Below are 23,035 nucleotides of genomic sequence, written 5' to 3' on the forward strand. Positions count from 1 at the left end.
GGGCTGGGGAGACCCCGCAGGCGCTAAAGCGCCGAGGAGGCTCCCCGGCACGCCCGCGGAAAGCGAAGCACCTGGAGCGGAAATCAATAGGCCCCATTGCAGGCGATAATCAATTCTAAAAATCATATTTTAATTCAAGTAAAATGAAAAATTGCCGAGAAAAATAACCTTTCTCGACAATCTGAAAACCTGCCGATTGGCAGGTTTTTTTCTTTTATAACGGATGATTTATCAAAAAGTTGCCATAATAGTATGCTATAGGGAGGGATATTCTTGGAAACAATTGTTGGAGTGCATCGAAATCATTATGGAGATATTATAAGCTTTGTGACATCAGAAGGCAGGGTAATTTCTTACCAGAAAGCTATAGTTGAGACCGAATCTGGTTTACTTGACGGAGTCCTTAAACAAGATGATGTGGACGGGCATATCATGCTAACTCCTAGCCATGATGGGAATTTTGACCATTACCCGACCTTATTTTAAAAGGCTGACTCTCAAAAGAGCCAGCCTTTTTTGAATTTATTCACTTTCATTTTGTTTTTGGATCTCTCTCAGTGAATCCAATCGTGAGGGATCTTCCTCGAAATATTGAACTAAATCTCCGATACGGTCAATTGAATCCCAGCTGAGATGATGTTCGATTCCTTCCACATCATGATAAATATTTTCGTCTTTAACCCCGATAATTTTTAAAAATTGTTCTAACAATTCATGCCTGAATACAAGACGTTTGCCAATCTTTTTCCCTTTGACGGTTAACACGAGTCCACGATATTTTTCATATACCAAGTATTCATCTTTATCAAGTTTTTGTACCATCTTCGTAACTGAGGAGGGATGTACGGATAACGCCTCCGCAATGTCGGAGACCCGGGCGTATCCTTTTTCTTCAATCAAAATATAAATTTGTTCAATATAATCTTCCATACTAGGTGTCGGCATCCCATACCCTCCAAAAAACAGAATCATTAAAAGTTTACTATAGAAAAATAAGAGTGACAAGGCAGTTTATCACTTTATCGATGAACCACTTTTGAATTTTCAAATAAAAATTTTACTTTATTATCCTTCTCATCGAGCGTGAGACTAGCATTGAAGCTGCGTTCCTTATTCACAAATCCTTCGATTAGATCTGTTTTTCCCTCGGAGAGAAGCAATTTAATATTCTTTTGCGTAATTGTTTTTCCTAGGATCTTTTTAGAAATGGTAAAATCACAATGGTTTTTTTGATAATTTGAACAGCCATAAAAATTCCCTTTATCAACAACAAAACCATCACACTTCTTGCATGAACCCAGCTTGGTAGGGGTACGTTTGTTAAATTTTCGTTTACCAGGAGAAAAGCTATTTGTCACTTCATCAGAGAAACTCCAGCTATCTGCATGATTCACAGCAGCCGAAATCAAATGCTGGACCATTTTTTTTGTTTGCTCCATAAACTGAGCCGGGGATGCACTTCCTTCTGAAATCTGCTGCAGCTTTTGTTCCCACTTAGCTGTCATTTCAGGAGAGGCAAGTAGTTCACTCCCGATGGCGCCAATTAATATCTTTGCTTTTGCAGTCGCATAGACGAGATTTTTTTTCACCTCGATATAAGCACGGTCTTTCAACATTGTAATGATTCCTGCACGTGTAGCCTCTGTCCCTAGGCCTTCCGTCTTGGATAATATTTTTTCGAGTTCTTTATCGTCTATATGCTTCCCCGCTGTTTTCATTAACGTAATCAGTTGTCCCTCTGTATATCGTTTTGGGGGCTGCGTTTGACCTTCTTTTACTTCCGACGAGACCGTTTGTCCTGCTTCACCCTTTGCTAGGATTGGCAGGCTAGGCTCATCCTCTTGTTCCTTATGTTGGATTACCTTTTTCCATCCTTCAGCGAGCTGGACTTTCCCTTTTGATACAAATTGCGCTCTGCCATCTACTAAAGTTTTCACCGTAGTGTATTCAGTAATTGACTTATCATAATGAGCAGCAATTAAGCTCCTTACAATAAGGTCATAAATTTTTTGCTCATCCTGATTTAGATTCGCCATCTTTGGAACCTGTTCAGTAGGTATAATGGCATAGTGATCGGTAACTTTCTTTTCATTAACATACCGTCGATTTTCAGCAATTGAGGAAACAGGAAGTGGAAAGAATGGCTGATATTCAGTGAAGTGACTGATTTTGGTCAGAATATCCGGAAAGTTCCCGGCTTCCTCTTTCGTCACATAACGGGAATCAGACCTTGGGTATGATACATATCCCCTCTGATATAGCCCCTGAAGAACATCTAATGTTTTTTTAGGAGAAAATTTGTATCGTCTGTTTGCCTCCGCTTGCAGGGCTGAAAGGTTAAAAAGAAGTGGCGGCAAAAATTCTTTCCGTTCAGATATTACCTCAGCGACCTCTGCACTCTTTTCCCGGCAGAAAGCAGCCACCTTTTCAGCCATTTCTCTCTTATTAACTCGGGTTTCTCCATCTAACTGCCATTTTCCGGTATATTTTTTGCCGTTAACTAAAAATTGAGCAATCACTTCCCAAAACGGTTCAGACTTAAAATTTTCAATTTCTAGCTCTCGTTTTACAATAAGAGCCAATGTTGGCGTCTGAACTCTTCCGACTGAGAAAGCATCAGTAAATCCCCGTTTTTGAAGAAGGAGGCTATAAAGCCGCGAAGCATTCATTCCTACTACCCAATCTGCACAAGCACGTGTATAGGCTTCAAAATAAAGACTCCTAGTTTCCTGTTCATCTAATAACTTTCGGAATCCTTCCCGTATCGCGTTGGCTGTTAATGACGAAATCCAAAGTCTTTTCATTGGTTTTCGGCAATTGGTCAATCTTAGGATATTACGGACAATTAATTCTCCCTCACGTCCAGCATCTCCAGCATGAATGATTTCTGTAACTCGCGAATCAGAGACTAATTTTTTTATAACCGCAAATTGTTTGGATTTATCTCTTGTTACTTCGTATTCGAAATGTTCAGGGATTATAGGTAAATTATCTAATGACCATTTTTTCCAATCCGCTCGGTATTTTTCAGGAGCAATTAGTTGGCAAATATGTCCTATCGCCCAAGTAACGAATGCTCCATTTGGAAAAATTTCATTTGGAAAAACTTCAATGAATCCATTTTGTCTTTTATGTTTAAAAACTGATGCCAGTGTGGAACCTTGGTCCGGTTTTTCAGCAATAATCAATATCATATGAAAACCCCTTTTTAAGATGAAACATGCTTTTTCATGAGAAATGGGTATCCCATATTGAAAAACTTTGCTCTTCATTTTACCTATTATTTTAATAGGAAGTAAAGACCAAAGTTATAGATTTTGATTTAAAAAGGATGATCTAATTGGTAAAGCCGCCGGTATTTTTCCTCTAATTTCATAAGGGATTGATGACTGCCTTCCAAGGAGAAAACACCGTGGTCAAGCAATAGAATGCGATCCAAATGTTCTACCCCTACAAGATGATGGGTTACCCAGATAATCGTTTTATCCTTTAATGTTTCAAAAATAGTCTTTAATAGTTTTATTTCCGTAATTGGATCCAGACCCACGGTGGGTTCATCCAACAACACGATCGGTGTATTTTGCAGAAGAACCCGGGCTAATGCAATTCTCTGCTGTTCACCTCCTGAGAACCGCTGGCCAGCTTCCTGCATATTCGTTTCATATCCATTAGATAAATGATTAATCATGTCGTCAAGTTGAACCAATTTGCAAACTTGATAAACTTCCTCATCTGAAGCCTCAGGATTACCTAGTCGGATATTATTCATTAAGGAGGTATTAAACAAATAGGGCTTCTGATTTAGGACGCTCATCCATTTCGTCATATCCAGGCTATTCTTAACAACATTTTGTCCTCCCAGCCGGACCGCACCTGCTGTAGGCTGCAAATGCCCTTGAATTAGTTTTAGCAGAGTGGACTTTCCGGAACCACTTCTGCCAATTAAGGCGATTTTTTCACCCTGTTTAACCGTAGCAGTGATTCCGTCTAACAAAATTTTCTCCTGTTGATAACCAAACGTAAGATTCTCCAATTCCAACAGTAGATTATTAGTATTTGGAAGTGGATAGGCTGCCATCTTATTCAATTCATTTGACGGTCTCTTCCCAATCTTCTCAAGGCGGTCCAATGCATCTTGATATGTAGTGATTTCACTGATTTCCCCTGAAAGCGGTAAGAACGATTCTAACAAAGATAACATGGCAAGACTAATAGCAGCAATAAATACTGGTGATGTCTCCCCACTCTCGGACAGACCACCCGCCCATGCAATGGAGGCAACCACACACGTCCCCACCACAAGCTGATTAATCATGTCCCTCCAGCTTACAAAATTTTGTTTTTTCGATTCAATTAAATATAAATCTTCCTCTTTTTTTATGTAGTTATTAATAAACTTCGAATGATTCCCGCTAAAGATCCAATCACTGATTCCGATAATTCCATCTGTAAATTGCTGATAGAGCTGATTCCTCCCCTTTTTAATACTCTCATTGTTTGTTTTAACATAAACCAAGGATACTGTTGGTCCAACAAAAAGCAAAATTCCGATGAATACAGCGAGTAAGATGGCAAAGGGAATCGAGAATAGTCCAGCACTAATGATAATGACAGTATAAATGATGAGCGATGCAATAGCGGGGAATAGAGTCCTTAGATAAAAATTCTGCAGCACCTCAATATCGTTAGCTAGCAGTCCCAAAACATCTCCGGTCCTAAATGCAGAATGAAGTGAGAGGACCTGCGGCTCGACCAAATTATACAATTTTACACGCATGCTCGAAAGAATCCTTAAGATTAGTGAATGAGAGGATAATCTCTCTACATAGCTAAAAACTGCCCGTCCCATTCCAAATGCTCGAACACCAACGATGGGTACATAGACCATAAGAATCGATTCAGGTCGGGTTGCTGATTTAGAAATTAAGTAACCGGAGGTAAACATTAACGCCCCTCCCAAAAGAATTGTCAATGCCCCTAAGAAAAGAGAAAGGACGAACAGTCGGCGATATTGATTTACATATGGTAAAATCCATTTCTGTTTTTCCATTTAACATTCTCCTTTTTGGGCACTAATCAGCTGATAATAGGCTGAAGCCTTATTCATTAACTCACTGTGCGTTCCTGTTTCAACAATCCTGCCATTATCCAAGACAATAATTTCGTCCATATCCAGCATCCAATGCAGCCGGTGTGTAGCAAAAAACACAAGTTTACTGTCAAATAATCTTAGCATGGTATCCTTCAATTCTACTTCCGTTTCAATATCAAGATGGGCAGTCGGCTCGTCAAGCATTATAATCGGTCTTTTTGCTAAAAAAGCACGAGCAATGGCAATTCGCTGTTCCTGCCCCCCGCTTAAAGAACGTCCACCCTCACCAATCAAAGTATCTAGGCCGTTTGGAAACGATTGGACAAGCTCCATTAAACCGGCATTTTTCACTGCTTCCGACACCTCGTATTCAGTCGCTTCCGGATGATAAAAACAAATATTATTTAAGATTGTATCGGTGAAAATGTAGGGCTTCTGTGGGATATATGTGATTTGCTTTTGCCAATCTTGTGCAGACAGGGTTGATATTCTTTTCCCGTTTACTTGAAACTCTCCACAGACAGGTGCAATGAATCCGCTTAACAATTTAATTAACGTTGATTTCCCAGCACCACTCTCCCCAATTATTCCGATCTTTTTAGCACCAGTTACTTTAAAAGTAATTTCCTTTAAGCCAGCTGTTTGTTGATCTGAAAATTGGACATTGACCCCCTGCAGCGAAAATTCACGGGCTGGGCACCATTCTGGCACTTCTTCTTTTGCTTGTAGCAATGACTTCTCCATTAGGATTGCTTCCATCTTTTTCCCGGCATTTTTTCCATCAAGGGTTGCATGATAATCTGCACCAAATTCTCTTAGAGGTAAAAAATACTCCGGAGCTAAAATCAATATTGTTAACGCCTGTGCCAATTGAATCGAACCGTTAATTAACCCTAGACCTAAAAAGACTGCTACTGTGGCAATCGATAGCATCGTAAAAAAATCCATGGCAAGCGTTGACAAAAAGGCAATTTTTAACGTTGATATCGTAGCCTGGCGGTAATTTTCACTCACTCTCTTGATATTCCTGACATGTTGTTTACTCAACCCTAAATATTTTAGAGTCTCTAATCCTCTTAGTGAATCAATAAAATGATTGGCTAGCATTTGATAGGAGTGAAACTGCTGGTCAGCTTTATTTTTAGCAGCATAGCCAAGCAGCACCATAAATGCAATAAGTATAGGCATAACTGCAACCAAGATCACTGCGGAACGGGGATGAAACCAAAAACTATAGATGACGATCCCCATTGGGATAATCAGCATATTGATTGTTTTAATCATAATTAACTCTACATATTTGCGAAATTTCAAAATACCATCCATGACCAATGTAACCGTCTGCCCAGTACCTTCCTCTCCTGCATATTGGGGACCGAGCTGAAATAGCTTTTGAACGAGGGATTTACGGAGAGCATCACTTATTTGTGCTGCAAAATGATAGGCACTGTTATTTTTGATAACAACAAAAAATTGACGAAACATAAGGGCACATAAATATAAAGCTAGATTTTTGAAAACAGAGGAAAGCAAATCTCCTCTAAATAAAGAGGAGATTGCTTCTGCTAACGTATAAGCCTGGAGAATGATCAAAGCACTCTGCAAAACAGTGATAATTCCTATCTTCCATAAAACTGGTTTAATACCTTTTAAGGTAAATAATGCTCTATCCATCAGTAAGTTAAATGCTCCTTATCTGTTACCCGTTTTCGGAATATATAATAGCTCCAAATCGTATAACCGAGAACAAATGGTAAAATGGTAAATGCCACAATGGTCATAACTTTCAGAGAGTACGCTCCACTTGATGCATTGTATACGGTTAAATCAAATGCTTTACTAATTGAGCTAATCATTACACGGGGGAATAAACCGACAAAAATGGCCGAAACCGTCAAAGCCAAGCCAAGGCCCGACATTGTAAACGCCCATCCTTCCCGCTTTGTTGAAATCGCATAGAACCCCGCGCAGTAAACAAGTACGATGAGCACGACAATAATCAGTTCGGATATCAATCTGACTTGGAAGATGTCGGTCATGGTCCAAGATAGACCGACAAAAACAACTAGTGAACCCAATACCGCCAAGTTTATTTTTTTTGCCAATTTGCTGGCACGCATTCTTATATCACCATCAGTTTTTAATGTTAAAAAGTGCAATCCATGCAGCAAGCAGAGGAGGGTAACGGTTAAACCTCCCCATAGTGAATAAATATTGATAAAGTCGGTAAATCCTGCTGCCATGTTCATATCTTTTTGAATCGGCATTCCTTTTAGCATACTTGTGAACAAGACACCCAATAAGAATGGGGGCAATAAACTGCTAACAAATATTACCCAATCCCAGATGTTAGTCCAGCGTGTATTTTCTACTTTTCGACGAAATTCAAACGACACTCCGCGCCCAATTAAGCAAAGCAAAACCACAAATAAAGGCAAATAATAACCGCTGAACATAGTAGCATACCAATTTGGAAAGGCAGCGAAGATGGCCCCGCCTCCTGTCAGCAGCCAAACCTCATTAGCATCCCAAAATGGTCCAATCGTGTTAACCATTACTGTTCTCTCAGCCTGATTCCAGGCTAAAAACCTTGACGACATCCCCACTCCAAAATCAAAACCTTCAAGGAAGAAGAAGCCGATAAACACTACGGCAATTAAGACAAACCATAATTCGCTCAATTCCATGTTAAGCACCTACCTTAAATGGGTCCGTTGATTGATGTTTACGATCTCCAGACAATTGTTCCGGACCCTTTTTCACTTCACGAACCATCAAGTAAACCATAACGCCTAATAGAATGGTAAAGACAACAAGGTACAGGATAGTTGAAAATAAAACCATGCCGGCGGGAACATTCGGTGAGACTGCATCAGCAGTTGTCATTAAGCCAAACACTGTCCACGGCTGACGCCCCACTTCTGTCATCATCCAGCCAAACGTGTTTGCCAAAAACGGAAAAGCTATGGCAGGAACAAAGAATCTTAACAATAGAGTACTGTTCTCCAGACGGCCTTTTCTAAATAGGTACAAACCGATGATTGGCAGCAAAATCATTAATACACCAAAGCCAATCATTAACCGAAAACTCCAATAGGTGGTTTTGACTGGCGGGATATAATTTGTCCCCTCGCCGACAACTGAATCGTATTTGGTCTGATATTCTTGCTGCAAGGTCTCCATCCCTTTTAGACCGCCTTCAAATTTCGAATAAGATAAAAAGCTTAATGCATAAGGAATATTGATTTCAAATGTATTTTCTTGATTTCTTGAGTCTATAATTGCAAACATTGACCAAGGAGCCGGATCTTCTGTATCCTCCCAAATTCCTTCTGCCGCCGCCATTTTCATTGGCTGAGTTTTAACAAGGTACTGGGCTTGGGAGTGTCCGCTGAGCGCAACGCCGATACTTCCAATTAAGCCGAAAATCAATGCCAACTTCATTGACCTTTTATAGAACGCCAAATGGCGCTTTCGTATCAGATTAATCGCACTAATACCAGCCATAAAGAAGGCACCTGTGCATATCGCTCCTGTTATCACATGCGGGAATTCAACCAGCAATTGGCCATTCGTAATCAAAGCTAGAAAATCATTCATTTCTGCGCGTCCATTATTAATAGAAAAGCCAACAGGGACCTGCATAAACGAGTTAGCAGTCAGAATCCATATAGCCGACAATGTCGTTCCTAGGGATACGAGCCAAATACAAGCTAAGTGCAGTTTCTTTGATAAACGCTCCCAGCCAAAAATCCAGAGTCCAATAAAGGTAGATTCCATAAAAAATGCAAGTAATGCTTCAATGGCCAGCGGGGCGCCAAATACATCACCCACAAATCTGGAATAATCCGACCAATTCATCCCGAACTGAAATTCTTGAATGATACCTGTTACTACGCCTACCGCAAAATTAATCAAAAATAAGTGTCCCCAAAACTTTGCCATCTTCTTGTAAAGTTTTTCTTTTTTTACAACGTACAGTGTTTCCATGACTGCAACCATAAGAACAAGTCCGATTGATAAAGGAACAAAGAAGAAATGAAAAATGGTAGTTGCAGCAAATTGGACTCTTGCCAATAAAACCGGATCCACTATAAGCCCTCCCTTTTTTAATATTATTATGATGTTCATGTTAGTTTGCTCACCATTTCACAAATAGGCGTATAAAAGAAACAGATGGATGTGACAGTTACTATTCGTGAATTGTGATTTTTCTCACTTTTATATTATCAAATTTAACCAATTTTAATGAAGATAATTGTGGCGAATTTGTGACTTATGTATAAATTGTGGAAAGGACTGCCATTATTGGACAGTCCCCGTTCTAAAACATATTATTTTCTAGATTGGGCTTGTCATAGAGTCCTCCATGTACCAATTCTCTTTTGGAATGATGTTGGATACCGTTAAAATCAAAGATGGAATTCTTTCTACATCAAAGATAATAGCCCCAATTTTTTTGGTAAACATAATGAAGGCACTGCCGTGTGAAAATGTCCTCACTTTTCCGCCGATGTGTAGCAAAGCCATAAGGATTGCTTGTTTCTCGACTTCTTCCATCAAAATCTGTGGTGAGAATCTTAAAATCCATTCCTCATTCTCAATTGAAAAACGGAACATTGGTCCCACCCCACTACCTATAATATTAATAATAATACATATGATATTGTGGCAGTTTTATGTTATTCGTGAACAACTAATTTTGCAGGATTTGTCCATTGTGTTACTTTTGTTTGTAAACCATCTCTCCCATCTTGACTGTCTATTTCTGATATTGTATATTTAAAGCATCATGTAATCGAATACATTAGCTTTCGCTTTGGTGATTTGTTACATGGTAATATTTATCTCTGACACAAAGGTGTCTTGAAAGGCTTAGGAGGAAAAAAGCACATGCAAACTGGTAAAGTAAAATGGTTTAACAATGAAAAAGGCTTTGGTTTTATCGAAGTTGAAGGCGGCGACGATGTATTCGTACATTTCAGCGCAATCCAAGGCGATGGTTACAAATCCCTTGAAGAAGGCCAAGAAGTTTCTTTCGAAATCGTTGAAGGAAATCGCGGACCTCAAGCTGCAAATGTTGTAAAACTATAATCCATAAATAAACAAATAATAATAAAAGGCTGACGTTGTCAGCCTTTTTTAATTAGTCTCTGTTAAATTTGGCTGTTGATTTCCACTCCAGTCGCTCTGCGAACCCGCAGGTGTGCCGGGGAGCTCCATCGGCCTTGTACTCCCACAGGAGTCGAGCGCCTTCCGATCCAATCAACAGAGTTAAAAAAATCAACAGATCGTTTAACAGAGCCTTTAATTAAGATAACTTTTCTCCATATTGTTTAATTCTTTCTCCTATCGTACATTGGGAAATGCAAAACCGATGTGCCGCTCTGCGCCCGCTTTCTTTTATTAGATGACGATGCAAAAAACAACCCTCACAGTATTTCAGCATCAAGCCTTCAACCTGATTAAGCAGTTCCTTTCTTTCCACATATCTCACTAAATTCCATACCCCCCTACACCAAGAATTAACCAAGATCTACAGGTTTACAAAATAATGGTTTTTGAGAATATCTCTTTACCCTGCAATGCCTGGGTTGCTAGCTTATCTGCTTCTTTGTTGTCATTTCGTGGTATAACAGTATACTTAGGCTTGATATTAAGAGATTTCATTTTTTCTTCAATCCGGTCAAGCCAACGGTTTAAAGTCTCTTCATAACAGGGCCAATCCCCCTCAAGCTGTTTCAAGACAACCTGGGAATCACCTTTAAACTCACAGGTTAGATGATGTACGCCTAGATCCTCAAGTATATTTAATGCATAATAAAATGCCGCATATTCAGCTTCATTATTGGTATCCATTTCGTTAAAAAGCTGATTTGCCCGAACACGATATTTCTTCTTTCCTTGTTTAAAAAAGGCAACTACCCCTAATCCAGCCTGATTGGTTTCCTTTTGAAACCCTCCATCGAAGAATATAGTAATATCATGAGGGTCCTCTTCGATCTCGGTTAACAGTTTTTTCATTTCCTTCATAATCCACGATGTCCCGTTCTCATCGTAAAAATACAAGTCTGTAACCTTCCCGCTAACATCAAGTTCTTCCCCTAGTTGAACAGCCGTTTCTCCAGATACCCATTCAGAGGACAGCTGAACCTTTTCGCCACTTTTTATTTTCTGCATCCACTCTAACCGATATTTCATTGTCTTTCAGCCTTTCAAGAAGAATTTATTGAAATAATTATAAATATATACAATATTGTATGCTGCCATATCTCCCTTATCATTCCCCTGATGCTAGAGAATAAAATTTCTGCGCCGCAGCAGAGATATATGATAAACTGACATTTATATAAAGAGCTAATTCTTTACCACCTGAACAGAAGGGATGGAAGGAACATAAACTGGGGGAAAATCACATATGAACAAATCTTTAATGGCTGATTTAAGTTTACTCTTTGTCACACTCATCTGGGGTATTACATTTGTGTTAGTGCAAAATGCAATTAATTTTCTTGAACCATTTGCCTTTAATGGTATTCGCTTTTTCATTGCGGCGTTACTGCTATTAGCCAGCTTGTTGATTTTCGAGAAACGGCAGCTAAAACAATTAAACCTAAAAATAATAGGGATCGGCGTGTTTATTGGTTTTTGGCTATTTCTTGGCTACGTTACTCAAACAATTGGTTTATTATATACCACCACATCAAAAGCAGGCTTCATTACTGGGCTTAGCGTTGTTCTTGTACCGTTATTTTCCATGTTTGTACTTAAACAAGTTCCCGGAAAAAATGCAGTAATTGGTGTGTTAACTGCAACCGCTGGATTATTTTTGCTGACTATGACAGATATTTCCTCTTTGTCGATTGGGGATGGCTTTGTGTTTATCTGTGCTGTTAGTTTCGCCATGCATATTATTATTACTGGAAAATTTTCAAACCAATATCCAACGTTACTTTTAACCGTAATTCAAATCTCGACGGTTGCAATATTGTCGCTGGGCTCCTCATTTTTATTTGAGGACTGGAGAAAATCATTTAATCCTCATACATTGCTGCATACAGATGTAATTATTGCCTTAGTGATTACCAGTATATTTGCGACTGCTATTGCCTTTTATATTCAAACTAATTTTCAAAAGTATACATCAGCCACAAGGGTTGCGTTAATTTTTGCAATGGAGCCTGTTTTCGCAGCAATAACAGGATATTTTTGGGCTCATGAGCGCTTATCAATTAGTGCATTTTTTGGTTGTCTCTTGATTTTTATGGGCATGATTCTAGCAGAACTACCAGTCAAGAAAATTCTCCTATTTCGTAAAACAAACAGCCTTAAAAGCTAAAAACTCCCTTAGGGGAGTTTTTAGTTATTCAGCCAATAAATCCCTTTTTAAAATCTTAACTTATATTTTGCCCATTTTCTATCTTTTTTAGTGCAAAGATGTCCAATAATTCCAACAGCGACACCCACTATTGCCCCTCCCAAGACTTCTTCCGGTTCGTGCCCTAAAACTTCTTTCAACTTTTTCGGAGGCTCTTGCTCAAACTTCACAGTTTCATCGTGGTGGATTTTTTCAATTAATTCATTCATGGAATTTACCTTTAATGTCAGCTCCCCAGCCTGTCTCCTCACACCTTGGGCATCATACATGACGATTAATCCATATATGAGCGAGAGCGCGAAGTCAACCGCCCTAAGACCACGTTTTAATGCTATATAAGTCGTCAAAGTCGCTACTCCTGCAGAATGCGAGCTGGGCATACCTCCTGTTCCAAAAAACAATTCTGGCCGCCATTCTCTTGCTTTTAAAAGGTGTATCGGTATTTTCAATCCTTGAGCTAGTCCAATACTTAGCAAGGCTAAATAAATCCCTTTATTCATTGTTTCTCACCTCCTGTTTATTGTTAGAGAAGCGGAGTTTTATTATTCGGGACGGGTCATACTAATTGATGGGAGGTGAATTAAGTGGGTAAAAAAGGTGGAGCAAACCGCGGTGTCAAAGCACCTGGAGTAAATCCGCAAGGTTATGGACAAGATGCAGAATTTTCTGAGGAACCAAAAAGCAAACTTGAAAATGTTGCTAAAAAAAGCAATACAAAATAAAAATGTCCTTGAATAAACCAGATATCAGGAATCCCTGTAACCAGTTATTATCTTATAACAAAACCATATTTAAGATTTGCATGTAAAATAAAACAGGCTGCCTCATAGGACAGCCTGTTGGTTGCTAGGATATAATAGCTTCTTCAATCGGCAGCAAATTTTTTGCACCACGAAGTTCTAATTCCATTAGTTTCTTTAATGCTTTATCTTTTTCAATCTTTAATCCTGCTTCTTCTAGATTACAGTTGACCGGTACATCACATTTTATTTCAGCCAGCATTCTAGATAAACGAAGCATCTCTAAGTCTTGTTCAATTTTAGTTCTATGAGAATTAGACAGTGAATCTAAATTAGCTATAATGTCTTCTACATGGTTATACTCTTTCAATAACTTTAAGGCCGTCTTTTCGCCAATTCCTTTTACCCCCGGATAATTATCACTTGGGTCACCCATTAACGCTTTCAAATCAATCATTTGCCGGGGAGTAATCCCTTTTTCTTCAAAGAATGTTTGTGGTGTATGGACAAGATAGTTCCCATAGCCCTTTTTCAACAGGATAACGGAAATTTGTTCATCCAGCAGTTGAAGAATATCTTGATCACCAGTTAATATCGAGACATTAGCAAGACTTTTCATCTGGTTTGCAATGGTTCCAATACAATCATCGGCTTCAAATCCTACTAAGCCAATGTTGGGAATATCAAATGATGCCACCACTTCTTTTACTAAATCAAATTGAGGAATTAATTCCACTGGTGCCTCTCCTCGGTTTCCCTTATAATCTGGAAATAACTCAGTTCGGAAAGTCTTGCTTCCCATGTCCCAGCAAACAGCAACATGTGAAGGTTTAAAGGTAGAGACAGCAGTAAACAAATGCTTTATAAAACCGTAAATTCCATTGGTTGGAATACCTTTTGAGTTAATCATGTATTGCCCTGTTACAGCAGTTGCATAAAAGGCTCGAAATAACAAAGCCATACCGTCGACAAGCAGGAAAGATGGCTGGTGCTTATTCATTTTGGACCTCCTTCATTTACAGCGGGCATGAAACCTACACCGCATGCCTTTTGGGCGCGTCTACTATTATAACATAGATTGGCCAAAGAAGCTTTGCTATTTCGTTTTGGGCCAGATCAGCTAACAACCTCTGCTTCCAGTTGTTGAACAATATCAGTCAGCAGTTCAATTGATAAGCCGCCATCTAAGGCTGCTAACAAGCTATAATAAAAATCACTCACCTGTTCGTTTAATTCCTGCAGCAACAGGTTAAATTCATTGGTTAAATATTCTTCATAATGTTCCATTAACCGCGCCGACTCTTGTGATAAATATTGATCTGCCAATGGGTTTAATTGGTTGTTAAGCTCCGTGCTCATCAATGTCTTTTCATCTTTTTCAAAAAATGCCTTCGGATTCTTAAAATAAGCCAATGCTTTTGTAAAAAGCTGACGTTCGACATCCTTAAAGGCGATTGGAAAGTCTATTTCTTTTCCTGGACTTTTTTCATAAGCTGAAAATGAAAGGTCCCGGTTAATGGTATTGACAGCTTGATGTAGGGAAGCATGATATTCGAGCAGAACCTTTTCAACAAATCGATCTAACCTGACAGTCGTGGCCCGCATTTCCTGAGCAAAATCATAGCCTATACTTTCGAGAAATTCCTCAAGTGCAGCATGCAATGCTTTCTTCATAGAGCGCCCGTCATTTTTTAGAACTGATGGATTAAATGCTTCTTTAAAGAAATCATTAAACCGGAAGAATACCCTCTGTTTGATATAAAAAACAAGTTCCTCTGCCTCTTGTATCATTCGCATCCGCACCGGGTCGATTTTCTGATTTTCAAACAATCCTTGTATCATCGACAATTGATTATTGTATTCCTGGCGTTTCTCTGCTCTTACAGCGCTATCTTGCTGTGAACTTTGAATTAACTGGTTCACCATTCCACTTACCCGATGCAATTCGGTTTCGGCCGCTGTAATCGCCATTTCGGTTAACTCGTTAGTGATAAACCGATAAAATCCGTCTTCAAAGAAGTTGATTCCCGAATTAACGTTTGAACCCGGATTCTTTTTTTCATTTATGGCTTGTAAGCTTGAAACCGAATAGAGATGAGGGTTCCGAATGCCGTATTGCATTAACTGGCTTACTACATAATCAACAACTGCTTCTTTTTCCTCAACACTTTCAGCTAAATCAATTGCGTTAATGATAAAAAACATTTTATCTAATTGAAAGGATTCTTTGACCCTGCCAAGCTGGATTAAAAACTCGCGGTCGGCACGAGAAAATGCATGATTGTAATAAGTAACGAATAAAATGGCATCTGAGTTTTTAATATAGTCAAAGGCCACTCCAGTATGCCGTGCATTGATGGAGTCAGCTCCTGGTGTGTCGACAAGAGTGATGCCCTTTCTTGTTAACTCACAATCGTAGTATAACTCAATCCACTCCACGTAACAGGATTTCTCTTCTTTCACGACAAACTCGTTAAATTCGCTAATTTCCGTTTCTAAAATAGTTCCAAGCCGGTTAATAAGAGAATCATACCCTAATTGGAATGCCCGTAGAAAAGCATAATGAGTTTTCTCAGCGGCACTTTCCTGTTCTTTCTTTTTCAAAATTTGATTTATTTTTGCTAAGGCTTGGTTGAAATCCTCTGCTTCTAAATCAAATACCTTTAAGGAGCGATTGAGATCTTGGAACATGGCAGCTGGATCCTTAAATTTAATTCGGACAGTTCCATGACTGTACTCAGAAGTAACAGGCTTAATTTTATTTATGGCTGCAGTGGTAGGATTAGGTGAAACTGGAAGAACTTTATCACCCATTAAAGCATTGGCAAACGATGATTTTCCGGCACTGAAAGCACCAAATAATGCTACAGTAAACCCTTTATTCTCCAATCTTTCTGCTTTTTCCATTAATTCATGAGCCAACTTTTGAAAACCAGGTAGATCTTTGATTAACCTGGAAGCTTTTTGAAGCCTTGCACTTGTCCTTTTCACATCCCTAACGTCCAACGTTCCTTCGGCTAGTTGTCTTTGTTTGGTACTCACCTCTTGATGCTGCACAGTTAATTGTCGCAATTCTTTTGTTGCCCCATTGGTTCTAACAATCTCAAATTGTTCTGGTTCCTGTTCAAAAAGCCAGTTTGTGCCGGATTCTACATGAACTTCTTTGGAAAAAAGCTTTTCTATATCCTTTGCTTTTTCGGCTAATATGTTTTTAAAATCACTAATCTTAGAAAATGCAGTAATATATTTCTGCATTTCTTGTGTTTCGCTCTGATACTGCTCCGATAGGTAACGGTTACGTTGTTTTAATGAGGAAAAATAACAGGTCCGGAATTCTGCTGCTTGAATTTTGGCTGCTTTTTTAATTTCATTTGCAACATCATCTGTATATTGAAGCAGATATTGGCCTGATAACAGTGCCCCTTGCTTTACAGCCCTTTGCAGCAAATCAATAGAAACATGAATGGAGTAAGACTGAGCTAAATGCTGCACTTCCCCATCATGAATACCGGTATCTTTTAAGATACGAAGCAGATATTCCCGAATATGCCACTCAAGCTGTGATTTGGTCTTCTCCAGAATATCCTGATAAAACGCATTAAGCCGGTTTTCTCTTTCCTCTATGGTCTTCTGTTTTGAGAATAGGAAACCCACTTTGAACTCAGGCTGGCATGATTCTAGGTAAACTTCTGCTAACTTTCTCGTTTGAAAAGGCATTAAATAGGCATTGTTAAGCAGCTTTTCCAGTTCTAGGTCAAATTCCTTTTCCTGAATTTGTGTACCCTCCAGCACTGATTTTAGCTCAGCAGACCGTTCCTGATAGTTTTTTATAATTGTTGTTTTTTCCTGTTCCGATAGTTCATTTATCATGTTCAAATAAGGAAGAAGATCTTCTTCCCCGTGCTTTTTGGTTTGTTCAAGATGGTCCCGGGTAATTTTTTTCAGAGAATGAAACACAGATGGCAAAAGTAATTGCTGTGATTGATTCAACTGTTTTAAAATAAATGCCTGTAGTTCTGCAAACTCATTGTAAGGATGATTTTTTTCCCTTAGTGAGGTATAAAAAATTCTTGGCGGTCTTACCCCCCACGAAGCAAAGGATTCCACGACACTTTTTTGAAAATCTGAAAAACTTAATTCTTCCTCATTATGTTTATCTATCTGATTAATGACCAAATAGACGTCTTTTCCAGCTTCCGTTAATTCTTTAGTAAAGAAAAAATTCAGCTCCGCTTGCACATGATTATAATCCATTACATAAAAGATTAAATCAGCGAGATGAAGCGCTGATTCTGTGGCAATTCTGTGGGCATCATCAGCAGAATCAATGCCAGGTGTATCCATTATTACTGCATCTTGTGGCAAGACGGAACTGCTATGGCTAATTTCAATTTCCTGAATTGTGTCCCCATCTTTGCAATAATTTTTTACAAGTTCATAATCATAGGGCGCTAAATATAATCTAGGTTTTTCGTTTTTAAAAAACACTTTGGCATACTCATCACCAAATTTTACTTTGACAAGGTTAGCACTCGTTGGAATTGGACTGGACGGGAGAATATTTTCACCGACTACTCGATTAATCATTGTTGATTTTCCCGCAGAAAAGTGGCCGCAAAAGGCAATTGTGAATTCCTGGTTGGCAAATTTTTTAGCAAGCTGTTTTACTTTTTCAGCATGCTCCATATCTTTTTCCAAAATGAAGTAGTTATATGCCGAGACGAGTTTGTGTTTAAGTGTCTCAACGGTCTCTTTTGTTTTTACTGTTTTCACCATTTGTAATACCCCTTAGCAGCTTAATAATATTTCTATTTTACACAATAATTCTGACTTTTCCTATATTGACACCCCTTTTACTGGGATGTTTTTTTATAACAAATAAGGCCAAGGATTTCTCCTTGACCTTCGAAGACTTTTTCATTAATGGGTTATATTTTTTAAAACGTGCCTCATGACGAATGCGTAAATAATAAGTGTTCCTCCAACAAAAGCATAAGTCATATGTAACACCTTCCTTACCATGCTCAGTAATGAGAATGATTTTCATCATTTCCTAAATGATAACATAACTGATAATCGTTTTCAACAAACTATTGGCAGCTGTCAAAATTATTTAACAATTCTCGGCACAAACCGGCGGAAACCCTTGAAATCCTCTTTATACCTTGTTAACTTGCCTAGGGCCATTTCTTCCTCTGTTATACGGACAGAAAGCATGATCACATTTAAAATCGTAAATAGACATGCAGTAGAGTAGCATTGGAAGAGGATGGGCACTACGAGAAATTCCATAGAAACGACCAAATAATTGGGATGTTTTATAAACCGATAGGGCCCCTTCTTCACCACTTTTATATTGGGGATGATAATAATTTTTGTGTTCCAAAGCCTACCTAATGCAGTTATTGCCCAAATTCTAAGGCCTTCTATCATGAGAAACAACAGTACAAGTCCTTGCCATGCGGGGGATAAGCTCCGATTTAGCAACCATTTTTCTAATATCAGAATCAGAAAAAACAAACCATGCATGATTACCATATATCGATAATGGTTGCTGCCAAATTCAATTCCTCCCCGCTGCTTCATCCATCTTTCATTATTCTTAGCCAAGACTAATTCAGAAAATCGCTGAACAATCAAAAAAAGGAACAAAGAAAAGAAGGGTACCAAATCATTCATTCCACCCACCTCAATAAAAGTAATTCGGAGCTGAATCCTGGTCCTAACGCCGTACAAAGGCCATATGAGCCTCTTGGGATATCCCTTTCGAGATAAAGCCTTAGGACGTATAAAATGGTGGCAGAAGACATGTTTCCATGATGCTTCAATACCTGAAAAGAAAGGTCAGTCATGGATGAAGTAAATCCCATTGCTTTTTTATAGGCATCTAAAACTTTTTTCCCACCTGGATGCGCAATGAAATGGTCTATCTCCTTTAAAGTCCTTCGATTTCTTGCCAAAAAATGATCTACAATTGGTTTTAACCATTCCTCAATAATATGTGGGATGTCTCGTGAAAAAACCACAAACAATCCGTCATCCTTAACATCCCAGCCCATCACATCAAGTGACTCTTGCATCAGGGTTGATTCCGTTGCAATAATAGATGGGTATGCACGTTTTTGACCAAATTCATTAAGATTACAGTCATCTCCACAAACTAAGGCACACGCTATCCCATCAGCAAACAAGGATGTTCCAATTAAATTACTTTTGGACACGTCCCCAGGCTGAAAGGTTAAGCTACAGAGTTCGACCGAAAGCACAATCACTTTAGCTTCTGGAAAGGCTAAGCAATATTCAAATGCGCGCGATAACCCACTGGCGCCTCCTGCACAACCAAGACCCCAGATTGGGATTCTCTTTGTGTGCGAATGAAACGGCAATTGATTCATAATCCTTGCATCAATACTTGGCGTGGATATCCCTGTTGAAGATATAAATAAAATGGCGTCTATTTCCTCATATGCAATGGGCGTTTTAAGGAAATCACTATTATTTAAGCATTTTTCAATTGCTTCTTTTCCAAATTGAACAGCTTCTTCAATATATGTCTTATTTTTTTCCTCAAATGTATGCCGCTCACGATACCATGACAGGTCCTTTACAAAATGACGGGTTTCAATTTGACCATTCGGAAATGCCCTTAATAATCTATCAATATCCGTAAATGTATCAGAGAATAAGTCCCGGGCAAACTTTGTAACTTGTTCTTGCTTAATTTCATATGGGGGAACCACCTCAGCTGCAGAAACAATAATCGGCATCTTCCATTCTCCTTAAACTAATCTAGAGGTAGTTTTTCATTCTTAGATCCTTAATATGTATCTAATCTCGCAAAAACAAAAAAAAGCTCCCTCAGCATGAGGAAGCAAACGTTTTGAAGGTTGTTGTTGTGCATTTTTATTATAACGTGATTTTATCCATCTTTCACTATCTAAACTTTTCCAATCTCCTCCAAAACCCTAGAAAAGTTGTTTTCTTTTACTTACTTTTCAGATTGTTTTTGGACTTCTATTTTTATTTTATTGCCTGCTAGTATGCCACAGACCTGGCAATTTTGCAGTTTGTTATATAAAAGCCGGCAGTGCTCACAATAATATTTAACCAATTTCATCACCACAGCATAAAATTGAATTCTTCTTTTATCATATTTTTGTTGTTAACAATTTGTGACTCCATCCAAGCTCCTTTGCAAATCTTCCATACCAGTCCATAGAAGACAAAAGATAATTCACATTTCCGCCACAATTCCCCGCCCTCTGATGTGATTTAAATCACTGTTATATCAGTTTTTTACCTTTAACATGTTAGATATATAAGGAATGAACAATTTGTGAACTCTCCGATTTCATATTTTACTTTCACAATTGTTTTGTATTATGAAAGAGAACTTATCATTCATTGTAAAAAGTTGAAAGGAGTGTAAGGGGATGGCGAAAGCGGAACTTAAAGCAAACCAGAAAACCGAAGTAGAAGACAGCTCCTCCTTAAAGGGGACACTTGCATCCGTTTTCTTTGTGGGATTATTTATTATTGTTACTTGGGTAAGTGTCTACTACTTATTCGTCGACCGCTTCTAAAGACAAAAGGGGGGAAACAAGATGCATATTCATAAGTTTGAAAAAATTTGGCTCATTTTTGGCATAAGCTGCCTCGTCATTTTCTTATCCGTTGTCGGGGTAAGCGCCTTCTATCTTGGCAATAAGCCGCCAAGCTGCTTAACTACAATTAACCCTGAAAAGGTAGATCAAACAAAGCCTTTCAATAAACCAGGACTGCACAAAGTGGAAGGGAAGGAATGGGACTATGAATTGGTTTATGTAGCCCAAGCATTCTCTTACAATCCTGCCCAAGTAGAGGTTCCGCTGGGTGCCAAAGTTAAAGTAATTGCCACAACCAAAGACGTGATTCATGGTTTCGAAGTGGCGGGAACAAATATCAACATGATGCTTGAACCCGGTTATGTCAGCGAATATACAACAACATTTGATAAAGCAGGAGAATATTTAATTGTGTGTAACGAATACTGCGGCTCCGGCCACCATTTAATGTTCTCAAAGATTGAGGTGGTAGAAAAATGATGAACACAGCAGCAGATAAAATTAAAGTAGACCCGCGCGATGCAAAGCTTTCAATGGCTCACTTTTTCGTAGCATTTGCCGCCTTGGCGATCGGTGGACTAATGGGATTATTACAAACGCTAGTTCGTTCCGGTAAATTTGAACTTCCTGCCGGCATCGGTTATTACCAACTATTAACCGTTCACGGCGTCATGATGGGACTTATTTTAACTACCTTTTTTATCATGGGATTTCAATATGCTGCTGTCAGCAGGACAGCAGGAACACATTCTAACGCTGCCCGAAGAACAGGCTGGGTTGGTTTTTGGTTAATGACTCTTGGCACAGCAATGGCAGCAACAATGGTATTGCTCAATAAGGCATCTGTCCTATACACCTTTTATGCTCCATTACAAGCGCATTGGATTTTCTATTTAGGATTGACTTTTGTTGTCGTTGGCAGCTGGGTGGATGGCGCTTCACAAATTATGACTTACGTAAAATGGCGCAAAAATAACCCTGGAAAACCAAGTCCACTTTTAAGTTTCATGGCGGTGATTAACACTGTTTTATGGATTGTTGCTACATTAGGTGTTGCATCGACGGTTTTGTTCCAATTACTTCCTTGGTCTCTTGGCTGGGTGAAAACTGTAGATGTTTTGGTAAGCCGGACTTTATTCTGGTATTTTGGTCACCCATTAGTTTACTTCTGGTTGCTGCCTGCATATATGTGCTGGTATGCCATAATTCCAAAAATTATTGGCGGAAAGATTTTCTCAGATTCATTAGCACGTTTATCGTTTATCATGTTCCTATTGTTTTCGATTCCAGTAGGGTTCCACCATCAGCTAACGGAACCAGGTATAGATCCTGCTTGGAAATTCATACAGGTTATTTTAACGTTTATGGTTGTCATACCATCCTTAATGACTGCCTTCTCGTTATTTGCGACGTTTGAAAGATATGGCCGTTCTAAAGGAGCAAAAGGATTGTTCGGCTGGTTTAAGGTTCTTCCTTGGAATGATGCACGGTTTACAGTACCTTTCATAGGAATGGCTTCGTTTATCCCTGCCGGTGCAGGCGGGATTGTAAATGCTTCAAACCAAATGGACCAGGTGGTTCATAATACCATCTGGGTAACGGGGCACTTTCATTTAACAGCAGCTACTTCCGTTGTATTAACATTCTTCGGAATATCTTACTGGCTTGTGCCCCATTTAACAGGCAGAAAATTAACAAAGTCGATGAATAAACTTGCCATTATCCAAGGTTGGGTTTGGTTTATTGGAATGGTATTTATGTCAGGTGCGATGCATATCCAAGGGCTGTTAGGCGGTCCAAGGCGCTCAGCCTTCTCCACTTATGGAGACTCTGCTCAAGCTGCACAATGGATTCCTTATCAAATTGCACAAGCTGTTGGCGGTACGATTCTATTCCTTGGCATCATTTTAGTGCTGATCATCTTTATTAATCTAACTTTCTTTGCTCCAAAAGGTGACGAGGAATTCCCAGTTGGTGAAGCGGAGAAATCAGAGGCAGCTGCACCAATGGTATTCGAAAATTGGAAACTATGGCTAGGGATCACTGCTGTTCTCATCTTATTTGCTTACACTATACCGTTCATTGATATTATTCAAAATGCACCTCCAGGATCTAAAGGATTCAAAACATGGTAATCCGCAAAAAGGCTTCAATCGCTAGTGATTGAGGCCTTTTTTTCATTTGTTAAGACAATGGTTGATTGAGAACCGAAACTTGAATG

At 39.0% G+C, this 23,035-nt stretch carries 21 protein-coding genes; 7 read left to right on the forward strand and 14 right to left on the reverse strand.

All coding sequences use genetic code 11. The features are described 5' to 3' along the window. Positions 1–273 precede the first annotated feature (273 nt). On the forward strand, positions 274–486 hold the full coding sequence (locus tag BN2425_RS08500; protein ID WP_052352812.1) for a DUF3892 domain-containing protein: 213 nt from the start codon (positions 274–276) through the stop codon (positions 484–486). Positions 487–522: 36 nt separating this feature from the next. Here the strand turns inward: BN2425_RS08500 and mntR are convergent, their stop codons facing one another. From mntR to BN2425_RS08535, 7 genes are all read right to left on the reverse strand, one after another. Further along, positions 523–945, reverse strand: coding sequence for a transcriptional regulator MntR (gene mntR, locus BN2425_RS08505; protein ID WP_042457653.1), 423 nt, complete (start codon positions 943–945; stop codon positions 523–525). A 74-nt stretch (positions 946–1,019) separates the two neighbouring features. Next, positions 1,020–3,194 (reverse strand): DNA topoisomerase III, encoded by a 2,175-nt coding sequence (locus tag BN2425_RS08510; protein ID WP_042457656.1) that lies wholly within the window; start codon positions 3,192–3,194, stop codon positions 1,020–1,022. A gap of 128 nt (positions 3,195–3,322) precedes the next feature. Continuing rightward, positions 3,323–5,050, reverse strand: coding sequence for a thiol reductant ABC exporter subunit CydC (gene cydC / locus BN2425_RS08515; RefSeq protein ID WP_042457659.1), 1,728 nt, complete (start codon positions 5,048–5,050; stop codon positions 3,323–3,325). Continuing rightward, positions 5,051–6,766, reverse strand: a complete 1,716-nt coding sequence (gene cydD / locus BN2425_RS08520; RefSeq protein ID WP_042457661.1) for a thiol reductant ABC exporter subunit CydD — start codon at positions 6,764–6,766, stop codon at positions 5,051–5,053. It abuts the gene before it with no gap. Beyond that, positions 6,766–7,779: a cytochrome d ubiquinol oxidase subunit II gene (gene cydB / locus BN2425_RS08525; RefSeq protein ID WP_042457664.1), complete on the reverse strand. Its 1,014-nt coding sequence runs from the start codon at positions 7,777–7,779 to the stop codon at positions 6,766–6,768. Before cydB ends, cydD begins: the two co-directional genes overlap by 1 nt. Before the next feature lies 1 nt (position 7,780). After that, positions 7,781–9,184, reverse strand: coding sequence for a cytochrome ubiquinol oxidase subunit I (locus tag BN2425_RS08530; RefSeq protein ID WP_042457667.1), 1,404 nt, complete (start codon positions 9,182–9,184; stop codon positions 7,781–7,783). Between the two features lie 249 nt (positions 9,185–9,433). Further along, positions 9,434–9,712: a hypothetical protein gene (locus BN2425_RS08535; RefSeq protein ID WP_042457670.1), complete on the reverse strand. Its 279-nt coding sequence runs from the start codon at positions 9,710–9,712 to the stop codon at positions 9,434–9,436. 273 nt (positions 9,713–9,985) lie between these two features. Here BN2425_RS08535 and cspD point away from each other — a divergent pair, with 273 nt between their 5' ends. After that, positions 9,986–10,186 (forward strand): cold-shock protein CspD, encoded by a 201-nt coding sequence (gene cspD / locus BN2425_RS08540; RefSeq protein WP_042457673.1) that lies wholly within the window; start codon positions 9,986–9,988, stop codon positions 10,184–10,186. Positions 10,187–10,403: 217 nt separating this feature from the next. Here the strand turns inward: cspD and BN2425_RS08545 are convergent, their stop codons facing one another. Both BN2425_RS08545 and BN2425_RS08550 read right to left on the reverse strand, forming a co-directional pair. Then, a complete protein-coding gene (locus BN2425_RS08545) occupies positions 10,404–10,589 on the reverse strand; it encodes a zinc-finger domain-containing protein (protein ID WP_042457676.1) in 186 nt (61 codons plus the stop codon). A gap of 47 nt (positions 10,590–10,636) precedes the next feature. Next, positions 10,637–11,293, reverse strand: coding sequence for a reverse transcriptase-like protein (locus BN2425_RS08550; RefSeq protein ID WP_042457678.1), 657 nt, complete (start codon positions 11,291–11,293; stop codon positions 10,637–10,639). 217 nt (positions 11,294–11,510) lie between these two features. Here BN2425_RS08550 and BN2425_RS08555 point away from each other — a divergent pair, with 217 nt between their 5' ends. Continuing rightward, positions 11,511–12,431, forward strand: a complete 921-nt coding sequence (locus BN2425_RS08555) for a DMT family transporter (protein ID WP_042457683.1) — start codon at positions 11,511–11,513, stop codon at positions 12,429–12,431. A 47-nt stretch (positions 12,432–12,478) separates the two neighbouring features. Here the strand turns inward: BN2425_RS08555 and BN2425_RS08560 are convergent, their stop codons facing one another. Further along, positions 12,479–12,970, reverse strand: a complete 492-nt coding sequence (locus tag BN2425_RS08560; protein WP_042457686.1) for a divergent PAP2 family protein — start codon at positions 12,968–12,970, stop codon at positions 12,479–12,481. An 84-nt stretch (positions 12,971–13,054) separates the two neighbouring features. Between BN2425_RS08560 and sspL the strand changes: the two genes are divergently transcribed. After that, the gene (gene sspL / locus BN2425_RS08565; protein WP_042457687.1) at positions 13,055–13,192 is read left to right on the forward strand and encodes a small, acid-soluble spore protein L; all 138 of its coding nucleotides are present in this window, start codon (positions 13,055–13,057) and stop codon (positions 13,190–13,192) included. A 124-nt stretch (positions 13,193–13,316) separates the two neighbouring features. Here sspL and BN2425_RS08570 read toward each other — a convergent pair whose 3' ends face one another. The 4 genes from BN2425_RS08570 to BN2425_RS08590 all read right to left on the reverse strand — a co-directional run bounded on the left by BN2425_RS08570 (position 13,317) and on the right by BN2425_RS08590 (position 19,977). After that, entirely contained in the window at positions 13,317–14,210 is an 894-nt protein-coding gene (locus BN2425_RS08570; RefSeq protein WP_042457688.1) for a 5'-3' exonuclease, read from the reverse strand. Between the two features lie 116 nt (positions 14,211–14,326). Continuing rightward, positions 14,327–17,986, reverse strand: coding sequence for a dynamin family protein (locus BN2425_RS08575; protein ID WP_042457693.1), 3,660 nt, complete (start codon positions 17,984–17,986; stop codon positions 14,327–14,329). Between the two features lie 333 nt (positions 17,987–18,319). Then, the gene (locus BN2425_RS08585) at positions 18,320–18,889 is read right to left on the reverse strand and encodes an isoprenylcysteine carboxyl methyltransferase family protein (protein ID WP_042457697.1); all 570 of its coding nucleotides are present in this window, start codon (positions 18,887–18,889) and stop codon (positions 18,320–18,322) included. Continuing rightward, entirely contained in the window at positions 18,886–19,977 is a 1,092-nt protein-coding gene (locus BN2425_RS08590) for a type III polyketide synthase (RefSeq protein ID WP_042457700.1), read from the reverse strand. The genes BN2425_RS08585 and BN2425_RS08590 overlap by 4 nt, the downstream gene beginning before the upstream one ends. A gap of 666 nt (positions 19,978–20,643) precedes the next feature. Between BN2425_RS08590 and BN2425_RS08595 the strand changes: the two genes are divergently transcribed. The 3 genes from BN2425_RS08595 to BN2425_RS08605 are packed head-to-tail and all read left to right on the forward strand — an operon-like array spanning position 20,644 to position 22,949. Next, positions 20,644–20,793 carry a cytochrome c oxidase subunit 2A gene (locus BN2425_RS08595; RefSeq protein WP_042457703.1) on the forward strand — a complete coding sequence of 50 codons (150 nt, stop codon included), beginning with the start codon at positions 20,644–20,646 and terminating at the stop codon, positions 20,791–20,793. Positions 20,794–20,814: 21 nt separating this feature from the next. Next, positions 20,815–21,294, forward strand: a complete 480-nt coding sequence (locus BN2425_RS08600; RefSeq protein WP_042457706.1) for a cytochrome c oxidase subunit II — start codon at positions 20,815–20,817, stop codon at positions 21,292–21,294. After that, positions 21,291–22,949 (forward strand): b(o/a)3-type cytochrome-c oxidase subunit 1, encoded by a 1,659-nt coding sequence (locus BN2425_RS08605; protein WP_042457709.1) that lies wholly within the window; start codon positions 21,291–21,293, stop codon positions 22,947–22,949. Before BN2425_RS08600 ends, BN2425_RS08605 begins: the two co-directional genes overlap by 4 nt. The last annotated feature ends 86 nt before the right edge of the window (positions 22,950–23,035 follow it).

Origin of the sequence: Neobacillus dielmonensis, assembly GCF_000612665.1 — a bacterium.
GTDB classification, from domain to species: domain Bacteria; phylum Bacillota; class Bacilli; order Bacillales; family Cytobacillaceae; genus Neobacillus; species Neobacillus dielmonensis.

Bases quoted from the DNA above. Each gene is read 5' to 3' on its own strand.
- mntR (WP_042457653.1), bottom strand. From the start codon at position 945: ATGCCGACACCTAGTATGGAAGATTATATTGAACAAATTTATATTTTG.
- BN2425_RS08510 (WP_042457656.1), bottom strand. From the start codon at position 3,194: ATGATATTGATTATTGCTGAAAAACCGGACCAAGGTTCCACACTGGCA.
- cydC (WP_042457659.1), bottom strand. From the start codon at position 5,050: ATGGAAAAACAGAAATGGATTTTACCATATGTAAATCAATATCGCCGA.
- cydD (WP_042457661.1), bottom strand. From the start codon at position 6,766: ATGGATAGAGCATTATTTACCTTAAAAGGTATTAAACCAGTTTTATGG.
- cydB (WP_042457664.1), bottom strand. From the start codon at position 7,779: ATGGAATTGAGCGAATTATGGTTTGTCTTAATTGCCGTAGTGTTTATC.
- BN2425_RS08535 (WP_042457670.1), bottom strand. From the start codon at position 9,712: ATGTTCCGTTTTTCAATTGAGAATGAGGAATGGATTTTAAGATTCTCA.
- cspD (WP_042457673.1), top strand. From the start codon at position 9,986: ATGCAAACTGGTAAAGTAAAATGGTTTAACAATGAAAAAGGCTTTGGT.
- BN2425_RS08550 (WP_042457678.1), bottom strand. From the start codon at position 11,293: ATGAAATATCGGTTAGAGTGGATGCAGAAAATAAAAAGTGGCGAAAAG.
- BN2425_RS08555 (WP_042457683.1), top strand. From the start codon at position 11,511: ATGAACAAATCTTTAATGGCTGATTTAAGTTTACTCTTTGTCACACTC.
- BN2425_RS08560 (WP_042457686.1), bottom strand. From the start codon at position 12,970: ATGAATAAAGGGATTTATTTAGCCTTGCTAAGTATTGGACTAGCTCAA.
- BN2425_RS08570 (WP_042457688.1), bottom strand. From the start codon at position 14,210: ATGAATAAGCACCAGCCATCTTTCCTGCTTGTCGACGGTATGGCTTTG.
- BN2425_RS08575 (WP_042457693.1), bottom strand. From the start codon at position 17,986: ATGGTGAAAACAGTAAAAACAAAAGAGACCGTTGAGACACTTAAACAC.
- BN2425_RS08585 (WP_042457697.1), bottom strand. From the start codon at position 18,889: ATGAATGATTTGGTACCCTTCTTTTCTTTGTTCCTTTTTTTGATTGTT.
- BN2425_RS08590 (WP_042457700.1), bottom strand. From the start codon at position 19,977: ATGCCGATTATTGTTTCTGCAGCTGAGGTGGTTCCCCCATATGAAATT.
- BN2425_RS08595 (WP_042457703.1), top strand. From the start codon at position 20,644: ATGGCGAAAGCGGAACTTAAAGCAAACCAGAAAACCGAAGTAGAAGAC.
- BN2425_RS08600 (WP_042457706.1), top strand. From the start codon at position 20,815: ATGCATATTCATAAGTTTGAAAAAATTTGGCTCATTTTTGGCATAAGC.
- BN2425_RS08605 (WP_042457709.1), top strand. From the start codon at position 21,291: ATGATGAACACAGCAGCAGATAAAATTAAAGTAGACCCGCGCGATGCA.